We start from the raw sequence: 11743 nt of genomic DNA on the forward strand, positions 1-11743 counted from the left end.
AGAGCAATTAAAGCGTTTACTCTTAGAAAAGCGACTTGTCGCCAGTGATATTCGTTGCTGTGACTACTGTAGCCAATGCGAGTTAAAAGAGCTAATACTGGAGTGCACACGGATAACCTGCTCAAGTGAAACCAGAAATATGGGAAGCTAAAACTCTTTTTTGCGAAGCACCTTTTTCTGGCCGTGCTGCTTCTTCTTATTCAAGCGCTTCTCTTTTGCTGCCCGGCTTGGTTTGGTCGGAATACGTTTTTTCTGTGTTTTCGAAACGCTTCGAATAAGCTCTGTCAGTTGCTCTAATGCTAGTTCTCTGTTCCTTGCCTGGCTACGTGTTTCCTGACTTTTAATAATCACTTTGCCACTTTGAGTAATACGGTGATCATGCTTTTTAAGCAGTCGTTGTTTATAAAAATCCGGTAGTGACGAAGCCTGAATATCAAAAATAAGTTGAGCGGCCGTGGCCACCTTATTGACGTTCTGACCACCCGCCCCACTGGAACGGATAAACTGCCATTCTATTTCATTTTCTGCAATTTGAACGCGCTGAGAAATTTGAATCATAAGGAACCTGTTCAGTCAGTGTCATCCGATTGTTAAAAAATATGGTATATTACTGCGCAACTTTTTACTCGAGCAGGATTAACTTATGGCAGCTTTTGGCTCTGTATTTATGCCACAAATGGCGTTAGCAACGTATGAGAACTCAAATTGGAGCACGCCTGAACTTGTTCCATCCGACGCTATTCAGTTGCACCCAGGTGCCCATGTTTTGCATTATGCTAGCACCTGCTTCGAGGGGCTAAAAGCTTTCCGGCATGAGGACGGCTCAATTAAGATTTTTCGGATGGATAGAAATGTGAAACGTATGCAACAGAGCAGCGAGCTGCTGTCATTGCCAGCGTTCAACGAGTCTATGCTCGAGCATATGATTATCGATGTTGTAAAACACTTTAGCGAAGAAGTCCCTGCTCCTCCGGGCTCTATGTACATTCGACCAACCCACATTGGCACCGAAGCCGCTATTGGTAAAGCCGCTTCGCCTACGCACTCATCCATGCTCTATGTTCTTTTGTCTCCTGTTGGCGACTATTTCTCAGGCGGCGATAAAGCATTGCGGTTACTGCTTGAAGAAGATGGTTCACGCTGTGCCGCCCACATGGGGATGGTAAAAAGTGGCGGTAATTATGCCAGCGCGCTCCAGCCAATTCTTAAAGCTCGCGCTTCTGTTAACGCTGACCAGGTTCTGTTTTGCCCTAATGGTGACGTTCAGGAAACCGGGGCTGCAAACTTTCTACTTATCGATGGCAATGAGATTATCACCAAAGCACTGGATAGCAGTTTTTTGCACGGTGTCACTCGTGATTCTATTCTCACTATCGCGAAAGATTTAGGAATGAAGGTATCGGAGCGAGAGTTGAGTGTTGAAGAGCTACTAGAGCGCGCCGCGAAGCCAAGCTGTGAAGCTGCTTTGTCCGGCACGGCTGCTGTATTGGCGCCAGTTGGCACCCTTACTCATAACAACAAAGAGTTTTCTGTTGGCAGCGGCAAACCCGGCGAAACAACACTGAAACTCCGCAAAGCCTTAAATGATATTCAGTGGGGCAAAGCGGAAGACAAACACGGCTGGTTAACCAAAGTCTGAAACATGTTTGTCTTTTAGGTGTTGTCAGGCGGTAATACCACCCAGTCAGGGTCTTCGAACTCCCCTAAGGGCGTAATGTCGCAAAATGGCGCTGCGCTGCGAATAATTTCAGCGACCTCCGGGTTATGCTGTCCTTCCATCGCATCCCGCTGCGCTTTCGTGTCCCAGGACGCTATAGCAATTAACGTTTTTTCATCGCCAATCTTTCGATGAAGCTCTGTTCCCTTTGCTCCTGGCGCACGCTGAATGATCTTGCTCGCTTTAACCCAGGCTTCCGCATATTCTTCTGCTGTATGCCCATCTTTTATATGAACCTGAAAAATATATTTCATGGCTCTCCTTTCTCGATTACCGGTACGCTTATTTGCGTTTTTGCTCCGACTTGACCATTTTTATATAGAAAAATACAGCGTAAAAAACGCACATACCAATAACAATAGCTAACCCGCTAAACGAAATAAAGATGACCGGATCACTGAAAAACTCTTGCCATAAACTCATAACAAATACTCCTATTTAGTTTTCTTCAGTTTATGAGAACGCGGCAAATTGATTATTGAGCTACATCAAATTAATGAATATCACTTTATTTTTTATGGGTATTTTGAAAAACATCTGTAAAGAGCGCCATAAACATCAATTATTGTCCTATATTTAATGACGTTAGTATTTTAGTTAACACTGGAGGTTAGTTATGAAAAACGTAAAAGCAGCTTTATTCGCAAGTTTAATTCCTTTATCGCTTCTTGCGCTATCAGGTTGTAGCGAAAAAGAAGCAAACGAAGCAGAATCTGAAGTTGAAAGCAAAATGGAACAGGCTGAACAAAAAGCTAAAGAAACCATGGATGCCGCTCAGGAAAAATCGGAAGACGCCTGGGATGAAACCAAGGACAAGTCAGAAGATGCCTGGAACAAAACCAAAGAGGAAGCTCAAGAAGCGGGTGACTACGCTGAGCAAAAAGCTGACCAAGCTGGCGACTACATTGATGACTCTATCATCACCACTCGTGTTAAAGCGGTTATCTTTGAAGATGACAACTTGAACAGCATGAATATTAGCGTTGAAACAAACAACGGTATTGTGCAGCTGTCGGGCTTTGTTGAAAGTGAAGCTGATATTGATACGGCTGAAAATTTAGCTTCAACCGTTGAAGGCGTGAAAGATATTGAGAACGACCTTCAAGTGAAAGAGTAAATACTTTTTCCAACTCAAAAGAGCGGCAAATTAGCCGCTCTTTTTATTTGTATCAAACCATTTCAGACACTAGCGATAGACAGAAAAGCTTGCTAACTTAAGCCGCAACAACAATAACAAGCAGCCTGTTATGTCTACCCATTCATTCTCTAATGAGACAATCGAAAACCACGACCTTGCCAAGGCGCGTGAGCAACACTTTTTACCGCTAAGCCCGGCCTACGTAAAAGTGAACTTACTCTGTCGCCTGCTTATTTGCCTTATTATTTTGGTCGCACTTGTTGCCGTTAATTGGCAACCCTGGTTTGAACTGCCCAGCCCTATGCAAAACGCCATTCCCGGCTTACTTATTGCCATTGCTTCATTAGGTTTTTTGCTCTCGGTTTACGGCATTATTGGCGACAAAGTCAAAGGTTATGCTTTGCGAGAGCATGACTTAAGTTACAAAAGCGGCGTTATTTTCAAATCGATTATCAGCCAACCCATATTGCGTATACAGCACGTCGAGCTTAAGCACGGCCCTATCGATCGTCATGTTGGCTTGGCTTCATTAGAGGTTTTCAGTGCTGGCGGCGCTATGCACACCTTTGCCATACCGGGCTTGCCTGAAGAAAAAGCCCGCGAGCTTCGTCAGTATATACTTGAACACGGTGATATTGCGGCTAATGAATAACGAACAAACAAGCAGTATTGACACTACCACTGAAGAGTACCGTGATAAATGGCTCAAGCTGTCTCCGGTCGCAATTATTTATTTTGCGATTCAATTTATAAAAAATACCGCCAGTAACTTCGTTTATTTAATTCCAGCCCTCGTTGTTGGGTATCAGAAACTGGCAGACAATATTGTTTCTATTCTTATTGGCGTCGCTGGAATTTTGGTGTTTATCGCTGTCAGTGCGTTGGTTAAATTTTATTTTTATCAATACCGAATTACCGGGCAGCGAGCGCAAATTCACTCGGGTGTTTTTCAAAAAAAGCACATCGATTTGCCTTTTGAGCGCATTCAAAACATTCGATTCGAGCAGCCTATTTATTACCGCTTTACTGATCACGTCTGTATGCTGCTCGATACCGCCGGTTCAAGCAAAGCAGAAGCGAAAATCATTGCTTTGCCCAAATCAGTTGCCGAAACACTTAAGCAAGAAATATTGCTGTTTAAGAGTCACACCAGTGACACAGAGAGTCAGACTGATACAGAACAGCAGCATGATCAAGAAACTGTGCTTAATACTCGCTCAGTGAGAGATCTCGTTATTCACGGATTAGCAAGCAACCGTATATGGATTGTCCTAGGTGCGTTAGCGCCCTTTTTCAACGCTATTTCTGAACAAGTAATTGAAGGAATAGAAAGTTTCGGTGTAGACGTGGAAGCGCTCATGTCCTCCACTCAGTACGCGATGTGGCAATACATTCTGGTTATTGCTTCAGCCACCTTCATTATTGTTGCATTACTGGCGTTAATTTCTGTCATTGGCTCGGTCATTACCTTTTACGATTTTCGCCTTACTCGTTCAGGCGACCGCTATATTCGAAGGAATGGCCTATTTACCCGCCATGAGGTGGCTATGCGACTGCGCCGACTACAGATGATCGTATACCAACAAAACTGGCTGGACCGTTTGCTTCAGCGTGTGAACCTTAAATTTGAGCAGCTCAATTCCAGTGTTGAGCGGCATAGTGCTTCCACAGCTGGTGGCAAAATCATGGTTCCCTCCGTTACTTTGAGTGAAGCCGAAGAGCTGGCGAGAGATGCCTGGCCTGAGCATCAGATGGGCAGCATTAAGTTTCACCCTATTAGTAAGCGGTTAATGGTGCGAAACGCATTGGTCTCCTTTTGGCTATTGGTGGGGTCTGCAATCGTTATAAGTTACTTTGGCCATTACCAACTTTCAGCCGCCCTAGTTGCCCTGTTCCTAGCTAGCCTGCCTTTTATTGCGCTGCGATGGAAACGCTGGGGGTATGCAAACGACGGTCAGTTTATATACATTCGTAAAGGTCTCATTGGCGTTAATTACCGTTGCTTTCCCATTCACAAAGTTCAACAAACCTCGTTTTACCAAAGCTGGTTTATGCGTCGCTTTAAACTGTGCTCTGTTGGCTTCGTGCTTGCCTGTGGTGGTCAGTCAGTTCCTTTTATTAAAGAAACCACAGGTGACGCTTTAATTGATAACACCTTATACCGGGTAGAAGCTTTGAGAAAGTCCTGGATGTAAAATGCTGCGGAGAGTTGTTAGATTATTCGACACTAATAAGACAACTCGGTGATATTTTATGGAACTACCGTTCTCGCAAGCCTGTGAAAACAATAAAGACCCAATACTTGAGGTTCTGGAAGTCGCTTTTGCTAAGGCTTCACGAGTTTTGGAAGTTGGCAGCGGTACAGGGCAACATGCCGTCTACTTCGCCAAAAAACTCTCTCATTTAGAATGGCAGGCAAGTGACCAACCGGAGTATTTACCGGGAGTAACAGCCCGAATTGAAAAAGAAGGGGTACCAGGCCAGCCTTTGCCGGTTGAGTTCGATGTGTTTCAGTCTGTACCTGATGGGCAGTTCGATGCCTTATTTACCGCAAATACTTGTCACATTATGCCCAAAGAGGGTGTCGAAGCGCTGTTTAATCACTTAGCGGACAAGCTTAAATCAGTAAAGCTTTTATGTATTTACGGACCGTTTAATGACAACGGGCATTTCACCAGTGACAGCAACCGTGCGTTTGATCAGTCTTTACGTACTCGTGACAGCCAAATGGGAATACGTGACAAACAATGGATTGCAAAGCTTGCCAGCCAGCATGGGTTTCATTTGAAAAACACCCATACTATGCCGGCAAACAATCAACTTCTGGAGTTTCAGCGTTAGTCTTTAACGCATAAGTTTATTTGGTATTGGGAACAATTCTTAGCTCAACACGACGGTTTAGCTGACGACCGCTTTCCGTGTCGTTGTCTGCTACTGGCTGACTTTCACCGTAACCTTCGGTTGTCACACGACGGGTATCAACACCGTTACCAACCAAGTGGTTACGCACTGCATTTGCTCGGTTTAAAGAAAGCTGCTGATTGTATTCAGCAGTACCCGTACTGTCCGTATGGCCCTGAATAAGCATGGTGGTTTTTTCATACTTTTGCAGCACTCGGGCAACGTCGTCTAAAACCGGGTTGAAGCTTTGCGAAATGGTTGCACTGCCGGTAGCAAAGGTTATGTTGCTTGGTAGCTGCAGACGAATGTTATCGCCTTCACGTATGACTTTAACGCCGCTATCGGCCAGCTCTTCCCTAAACTCTTCTTCCTGCTTGTCCATATAGGAACCAATAGCACCACCTGCTAACGCACCAACAGCAGCCCCCCAGACATAACGACTTTTATCGTGGTCACCCGTGCCTTTTCCTAATAAAGCACCTGTCACCGCGCCAATCGTCGCACCTTTTTGAGTGTTACTCATATTCTCACAGCCGACTAAGGCGAGAGATGTCATTACCGTTAATAACGCTAACTTCTTCATACCGTTTCCTTTTTAACGCTTTGAGTACTCATAAAATTAGCATCAAATCAGAAATTCGCTAACGCTATTTGCAGTTCTTTTACGCAACCCAGAGCTAAATATTAGGCTTATACTCAAAGCCTTCTTCTGCCTGAGAGTCAGAAAACGTTTTTATCTTCTCTTTACGGTTCAGCATGGCATTAACCAATGAGTTCGGAAAAACTTCAATGCCGTTATTAAAGTCTTCAACGTTCTGGTTAAAAATACGAATAGCCGCACCAATGTTTTCCTGTTGATCAGTAATTTCGCGCATGAGTTTCTGGTAGGTTTCTGACGCTTTCAATTCAGGGTAATTTTCAACCGTCACGTTTAAGCTTTTTAGTAACTCACCCGTTTTTGCTTCAGCTTGTTCAAGTTTCGCTGTATCGACTTTGCCGCTATCTAAACCTTGCAGCGCACTGCGAAGTTCAGTGACTTTGGTCAGTGTCCCCTGCTCAAACTCTTTGTAGTCTTTCACCACATCTTCTAAATGAGGAATGATTTTATTTTTCTGGCGTTCCTGCGTAATAACGTTCGCCCAGGCTCTCTCAACCGCATTCGCCCGGTTAATAATGGCGTTGTAAATGGCAATAATAGCGATAACCAAAACTACCGCGATACCAATAGCTATCCACATTCCAGTCATTGACGTGCTCCTAAAAGTTACTGTCCAGCTTAGTCATCACATAGTGAACATGACTCAGTGCTGCCTTTAATTTTTCAAACTCCTGCTCGCCTTCTAATGCCTCGATAAAAGCCTCAAACTCACTTATTTTAACCTTATTCGGCGTTGCAATAAGATCCTTGTCAGCAAATGAGAGACATAAGTCAGCCGCATCATTCACTTCAAAATTTACTTTCGATAATACATTGCTAAGCTCTTCAAAAGCGACAACAACCGTTGGTTTCATGGCTTTAGCCGCTTCAATCTCACTAGCAGCGACCACCTTAAATACTTTATTAAACCGGTTAGATGCAGGCTTGTAAGTTGCTTTACCTGCCCCGGGAAGGCTAAAGCCAATAACCGCAAAATTACGCAGTAAGCCAAAAGGTAAAATCAAACCATAGCGATCATAATGATCATATTCACGACGGGTGCGCGTTCTTACCCGACCGTTACTGTCAGTGTAGGTTTCAGTAACAATACGCTCATCGACGTAGTGAAAATGGTAGTAATAGTACTCAAACGAGTATTCATCGCCCTGATAACTGCCTTTAAACAGCTCTTGAATTTCACGGCTGTAATTACCTCGGTGAAACTCACTAAAACGTTGTTGAAACTGGCGCGCTGTCGCTTTCCCATTAAAAGTGACCGGCGTAAGGTTATTATCGAGCAAGCCGTCGCGCTGTAACAAAGCATGAGACACTTTCGCCATAAGATGATGCGGGTAATAAGCGGTAATACCGGAAAGCAACGTTAATGCCCCGCCGGCCGCAATAATAATCCAGGTACTTTGCTGAAAATGCTGTCGCTGGGACCAGTCCCAGTAACTCAGTAGCCCTGTTGCTAATAATACGACGGTAAAAGTAATCCAATAGGCTTTCGTATTAAGCTGATAACTACCGGAGAAGGATTTGAGCTCGGAAATAACCGCGTCCAGCTCTTGACGGGAGCGGCTTAATGACACTTGCCTTTTAATGTTTTTTAGCAGCGAAATAAGTGCTTTGTTGTTTTTATAATAGAGCACGTTTTGCAATATCAGTTTGTTTGAATTGAGGAGGAAAGCTTAATATTTCTTCCTCACCAGTACCAGCAAAACTTGGAGTTAATGATAAGCTATCGCTAAAACCAATAATTATTGTTTGCAGTAGGAGTCATTATGAAAGCGGTGATATTAGATAACGACAGTTTGGGGAAAGGCGTTGATTTATCTTCTATTGAAAGTCAGGTCAACGAGCTGGTTTGCCATTCACTGACATCGCCCGAACAAGTCGATGAGCGTATTAAAGACGCTGACATTGTTATTACCAATAAAGTGGTGCTGAACGAAGACAGCTTAAAACAGGCAAAAGAGCTGAAGCTGATTTGTGTGCTAGCCACCGGTATGAACAATATCGACTTAAAAGCTGCTGAAAAGCTTGGCATTCCCGTTAAAAATGTCGAAGCTTACGGAACACCCAGTGTGGTTCAGCACACATTAATGATGATGCTGTCGCTGGCCACCAAAATGCCGGTAATGCAAAAACGTATGGCCGCTGGCGACTGGCAAAAGTCCCCTTTATTTACTCTGCTTGACCCGCCTACTTATCAACTAGAAGGCAAGCATTTAGTGATTGTCGGCTCGGGTGAACTTGGGCAAGCGGTAAAAAAACAGGCTGAAGCATTGGGTATGCGCGTAACCTTTACCGCTCGACCGGGTAAAACAGACGACTCGCGCCCAAGTTTTGATGAGCTATTGCCTGAAGCCGACGTTATTTCGTTTCATTGCCCGCTCACCGACGAAACAAAAGGCTTGCTTAACCGCCAGAATATCAAGCATTGCCAGCCTCACACTTTAGTCATTAATAATGCCCGAGGTGGCGTTGCAAACGAGCACGACGTGCTGGACGCATTACGGAAAGGCCAAATTGGCGGCTATGCAACGGACGTTCTTCCGCAAGAGCCGCCAAAAGACGGTCATCCGTTGCTAGATGCGTTAAATGAGCCCTTGAACCTCATTGTAACGCCGCATAACGCCTGGACCTCTCCAGAAGCACGACAACACATTATTGAATTAACGGCTGAAAATATCTCAGCGTTAAAGTGATAGCCTTCTTACTACTGATAGCGGCTTAACTCGTGAAAAGTAACGCGAGTTAAGCACGGTGTTTATAGAAGTGGCGACCCCCGCCACCAATATGTAATATCAATAGCAACGGCAGTATATAAGTACCCAGCACCTTGTGCACTTCCTCTGCAGGCTCATGAATCCATTCGAGAACTCTTAAGTCAAATGATACGGCAAACCAACCAAAAACTGACAGTGGATCATTTTCAGTAAATAAATACAGTGGTCCCGTTACAATTAAAACCAGCATTGTTAATAGCAGAGCGTAATGAAGGTATCTGGCAACCCTTTCTGTGGAAGTGTGGGCCGGCTCAGGGAACCCCTGATACAGTCGTAATACACTGCGCCAGCCTATTAATAAGAAGGCAAAAAAGCCAACACCAATGTGGGCAGCTTCAGAAAAATGTTTTACCTCCCGGGAGTCGGCAAAAAACATCATAAACCCGAGTGTCAGCATGACAATAACTGCCATGGCGCCTAGCCAGTGCAATATGCGCGATAATGGTGAATAATGCCTATCCATAATGTTACTCCTTCTAGTCATTAACTTCAGAGTAACAGGACAATATTAAGCCAACATTAAGGCTTTCTGGAGATTACAGGCTTTTCAAGCAATGCTTGATCAGCCTCAACTTTTGCAACAAACCAATCGTCTTCAAGAGCAAGAGTCAACTTTAACCCTAACTGTTTGGCTAAATTACTGACAATACTCAGACCTAACCCAGCGCCTTCTTCTCTCAACTGCCCACCACGATAAAAACGCTCGGTCAGCCGCTTAGCGTCAACGTGGTGGGATTTTTCAATACGATTGCATATTGTAAAGAGAGAACCATCACATTGAACGTCAATCGATGATTGAGGTGCTGCGTATTTAATTGCATTATCAACAAGGTTACTGAATAACATCGTTAGATAACGCTCTTCTGAGCGCCATAAGACGGTGTCGGGAAGATCCACATCCATCACTAACCGCCGCGAATCAGCCCGCTGGTAATAATCCGAAATGACTTGTCGAAGAATAGCGGCAGCGTTGACTTGTCTCCAATGCTGCGGCGGTAACTCCGTCTTGGAGAGTAAAAGTAGACTTTCGACCAGACTCACTAATCTATCCGTACTGGCTAACAGCGATTCCAGCTCTTCTTTTTGCTGCTGAGTAGAAGCTTTTTGCCACTGATTCTGCAACTGCGCTTTCAGGCTGGCCAGTGGCGTTCTGAGCTCATGCGCGGCATCCGCAGAAAACTGTTTTTCTCTCAAAAATGTCTGCTCGATACGCGTCAGATAATGATTTAACGCGCCTTTCACCAACGACACTTCCTCGGTGTCATTCGACTCAATGAACGGCCTATAATCGTCAGAGCGCTTGCGTCTAAGTGCTTCTGCCAGCCTTCTGAAGCTGGCAAAATTTCGGTTTATAGTCCACCAACCTAACCACAACATTAACGGTAATAAGGTTAAAATGGGCACAACCATATCGGTCGTCAGATCACTACGTATTTCAGAACGAAATTCATCTTGCTGTAAGAGAAGAATACGATAATCTCTAGCCGGCGAACTCAAACCGAAGCTATGCCAAAGTTCATTATTTACCGTCTTAACTGAAAAGCCTTCTTTAAAAGGGATAACAGAGGGATCCAAAGATCCTTCCGTTTGCATTATGCGCTTACCGTCAATCGTCTCAATACGATAGGAGAGCTTGTCTTCGTATGAATGCGCATTTATACGACTAATCGTTATGTCACGCGCTACACCAGCTCCATCACTCGGCAACAACGCCAATAGCGTTTTTGCCTGCTGAACCATCTCTGCATCAAATAGCTCATCAACCTCGTGACTTATTTCTGCGTAAATCCATATGGCAGATACCGTCGCGCTTAACAAATAAACCGCAGAGACAGCGACAAGGATTCGCCGACGTATCGAGTTGAGTTTCGTTTTTACCCTGCTCTTTAGCCACATGCTAAACGATACCCCACGCCGCGAATGGTCTGAATCCATTCTTTATTGCCAAGCTTTTTGCGCAAGTTGTGGACATGCACTTCCAACGCATTACTCTCTACCTGCTGCTCATTACGAAAAACGATTTGCTCTAACTTATCACGACTATGAACCCGTTCCGGCGCAGCCATCATTGCACGCAACAGCTCAAATTCACGTTTCGACAAGTTCACTGGCTGTTGATTAACAAGCACCTGAAAATTCAGCTCATCCAGGCTGATAGGCCCGCAACTCAACTCTGGTGTCGCATACCCTCGTTGACGCCTTACTAAAGCGCGCAGTCTCGCTGCAAGCTCGTTCATATCAAAAGGCTTTATCATGTAATCATCAGCACCAAGATCCAGCAGCTTCACAGTTTCTGCGCTGTCGTCTCTCGCTGTCAGCACTAGTACCGGCAGCACTTGTCCTTTTTTACGCAAGGAGGACAATACGCGACTACCATCTAAATCCGGCAGCCCCAGGTCAAGAACAACGACATCATAATTAACTCGCTGACTCTCACTAATCGCTGCCGCACCAGTACGAACCCATTGCACGTTAAATTGCCGCTCGGACAAACCAAGTTCAACGGCTTGTCCGAGCATTGCATCATCTTCGACCAACAATAGATCCATGTAGCTATT

15 protein-coding genes are annotated in these 11743 nt (G+C 44.7%); 6 read left to right on the top strand and 9 right to left on the bottom strand.

Features of this window, described 5'->3' with window-relative positions:
- Positions 1–147: 147 nt before the first annotated feature.
- Positions 148–558 (bottom strand): alternative ribosome rescue aminoacyl-tRNA hydrolase ArfB, encoded by a 411-nt coding sequence (gene arfB / locus UM402_RS08035; protein WP_053952416.1) that lies wholly within the window; start codon positions 556–558, stop codon positions 148–150.
- An 85-nt stretch (positions 559–643) separates the two neighbouring features.
- Here arfB and UM402_RS08040 point away from each other — a divergent pair, with 85 nt between their 5' ends.
- Positions 644–1639, top strand: a complete 996-nt coding sequence (locus UM402_RS08040; protein WP_058578923.1) for a branched-chain amino acid aminotransferase — start codon at positions 644–646, stop codon at positions 1637–1639.
- Positions 1640–1653: 14 nt separating this feature from the next.
- Here UM402_RS08040 and UM402_RS08045 read toward each other — a convergent pair whose 3' ends face one another.
- Positions 1654–1971: an antibiotic biosynthesis monooxygenase family protein gene (locus tag UM402_RS08045; RefSeq protein WP_058578922.1), complete on the bottom strand. Its 318-nt coding sequence runs from the start codon at positions 1969–1971 to the stop codon at positions 1654–1656.
- Between the two features lie 28 nt (positions 1972–1999).
- Positions 2000–2140, bottom strand: coding sequence for a DUF3149 domain-containing protein (locus UM402_RS08050; protein WP_273267334.1), 141 nt, complete (start codon positions 2138–2140; stop codon positions 2000–2002).
- 193 nt (positions 2141–2333) lie between these two features.
- Here UM402_RS08050 and UM402_RS08055 point away from each other — a divergent pair, with 193 nt between their 5' ends.
- From UM402_RS08055 to UM402_RS08070, 4 genes are all read left to right on the top strand, one after another.
- Complete coding sequence (locus UM402_RS08055; RefSeq protein WP_058578921.1) at positions 2334–2834, top strand: BON domain-containing protein; 501 nt, start codon at positions 2334–2336, stop codon at positions 2832–2834.
- A 130-nt stretch (positions 2835–2964) separates the two neighbouring features.
- The gene (locus UM402_RS08060; RefSeq protein ID WP_058578920.1) at positions 2965–3507 is read left to right on the top strand and encodes a PH domain-containing protein; all 543 of its coding nucleotides are present in this window, start codon (positions 2965–2967) and stop codon (positions 3505–3507) included.
- Complete coding sequence (locus UM402_RS08065) at positions 3500–5050, top strand: PH domain-containing protein (RefSeq protein ID WP_058578919.1); 1551 nt, start codon at positions 3500–3502, stop codon at positions 5048–5050. Before UM402_RS08060 ends, UM402_RS08065 begins: the two co-directional genes overlap by 8 nt.
- Positions 5051–5108: 58 nt before the next feature.
- Positions 5109–5696, top strand: coding sequence for a DUF938 domain-containing protein (locus UM402_RS08070; protein WP_058578918.1), 588 nt, complete (start codon positions 5109–5111; stop codon positions 5694–5696).
- Positions 5697–5712: 16 nt separating this feature from the next.
- Here the strand turns inward: UM402_RS08070 and UM402_RS08075 are convergent, their stop codons facing one another.
- From UM402_RS08075 to UM402_RS08085, 3 genes are all read right to left on the bottom strand, one after another.
- Positions 5713–6339: an OmpA family protein gene (locus UM402_RS08075; RefSeq protein ID WP_058578917.1), complete on the bottom strand. Its 627-nt coding sequence runs from the start codon at positions 6337–6339 to the stop codon at positions 5713–5715.
- A gap of 94 nt (positions 6340–6433) precedes the next feature.
- Entirely contained in the window at positions 6434–7003 is a 570-nt protein-coding gene (locus tag UM402_RS08080) for a LemA family protein (RefSeq protein ID WP_058578916.1), read from the bottom strand.
- A gap of 10 nt (positions 7004–7013) precedes the next feature.
- Positions 7014–7985 (bottom strand): hypothetical protein, encoded by a 972-nt coding sequence (locus UM402_RS08085; protein ID WP_322295277.1) that lies wholly within the window; start codon positions 7983–7985, stop codon positions 7014–7016.
- Positions 7986–8177: 192 nt separating this feature from the next.
- On the opposite strand from UM402_RS08085, the gene UM402_RS08090 reads away from it, so the two are divergent.
- The gene (locus tag UM402_RS08090) at positions 8178–9104 is read left to right on the top strand and encodes a D-2-hydroxyacid dehydrogenase (RefSeq protein ID WP_058578914.1); all 927 of its coding nucleotides are present in this window, start codon (positions 8178–8180) and stop codon (positions 9102–9104) included.
- 49 nt (positions 9105–9153) lie between these two features.
- Here UM402_RS08090 and UM402_RS08095 read toward each other — a convergent pair whose 3' ends face one another.
- The 3 genes from UM402_RS08095 to UM402_RS08105 are packed head-to-tail and all read right to left on the bottom strand — an operon-like array spanning position 9154 to position 11734.
- Complete coding sequence (locus UM402_RS08095) at positions 9154–9648, bottom strand: cytochrome b/b6 domain-containing protein (protein ID WP_058578913.1); 495 nt, start codon at positions 9646–9648, stop codon at positions 9154–9156.
- A 56-nt stretch (positions 9649–9704) separates the two neighbouring features.
- Positions 9705–11081, bottom strand: coding sequence for a histidine kinase dimerization/phospho-acceptor domain-containing protein (locus UM402_RS08100; RefSeq protein WP_063744328.1), 1377 nt, complete (start codon positions 11079–11081; stop codon positions 9705–9707).
- Positions 11072–11734: a response regulator transcription factor gene (locus tag UM402_RS08105; protein ID WP_058578912.1), complete on the bottom strand. Its 663-nt coding sequence runs from the start codon at positions 11732–11734 to the stop codon at positions 11072–11074. The genes UM402_RS08100 and UM402_RS08105 overlap by 10 nt, the downstream gene beginning before the upstream one ends.
- Between the last annotated feature and the right edge of the window lie 9 nt (positions 11735–11743).

It is taken from the genome of Idiomarina sp. OXR-189 (genome assembly GCF_034373425.1).
Classification (GTDB): Bacteria; Pseudomonadota; Gammaproteobacteria; order Enterobacterales; family Alteromonadaceae; genus Idiomarina; species Idiomarina zobellii.

Coding starts and splice junctions, on each gene's coding strand:
- UM402_RS08100 (WP_063744328.1), bottom strand. CDS start 11,081: ATGTGGCTAAAGAGCAGGGTAAAAACGAAACTCAACTCGATACGTCGG.
- UM402_RS08095 (WP_058578913.1), bottom strand. CDS start 9,648: ATGGATAGGCATTATTCACCATTATCGCGCATATTGCACTGGCTAGGC.
- UM402_RS08040 (WP_058578923.1), top strand. CDS start 644: ATGGCAGCTTTTGGCTCTGTATTTATGCCACAAATGGCGTTAGCAACG.
- UM402_RS08105 (WP_058578912.1), bottom strand. CDS start 11,734: ATGGATCTATTGTTGGTCGAAGATGATGCAATGCTCGGACAAGCCGTT.
- UM402_RS08080 (WP_058578916.1), bottom strand. CDS start 7,003: ATGACTGGAATGTGGATAGCTATTGGTATCGCGGTAGTTTTGGTTATC.
- arfB (WP_053952416.1), bottom strand. CDS start 558: ATGATTCAAATTTCTCAGCGCGTTCAAATTGCAGAAAATGAAATAGAA.
- UM402_RS08050 (WP_273267334.1), bottom strand. CDS start 2,140: ATGAGTTTATGGCAAGAGTTTTTCAGTGATCCGGTCATCTTTATTTCG.
- UM402_RS08065 (WP_058578919.1), top strand. CDS start 3,500: ATGAATAACGAACAAACAAGCAGTATTGACACTACCACTGAAGAGTAC.
- UM402_RS08075 (WP_058578917.1), bottom strand. CDS start 6,339: ATGAAGAAGTTAGCGTTATTAACGGTAATGACATCTCTCGCCTTAGTC.
- UM402_RS08055 (WP_058578921.1), top strand. CDS start 2,334: ATGAAAAACGTAAAAGCAGCTTTATTCGCAAGTTTAATTCCTTTATCG.
- UM402_RS08070 (WP_058578918.1), top strand. CDS start 5,109: ATGGAACTACCGTTCTCGCAAGCCTGTGAAAACAATAAAGACCCAATA.
- UM402_RS08060 (WP_058578920.1), top strand. CDS start 2,965: ATGTCTACCCATTCATTCTCTAATGAGACAATCGAAAACCACGACCTT.
- UM402_RS08045 (WP_058578922.1), bottom strand. CDS start 1,971: ATGAAATATATTTTTCAGGTTCATATAAAAGATGGGCATACAGCAGAA.
- UM402_RS08090 (WP_058578914.1), top strand. CDS start 8,178: ATGAAAGCGGTGATATTAGATAACGACAGTTTGGGGAAAGGCGTTGAT.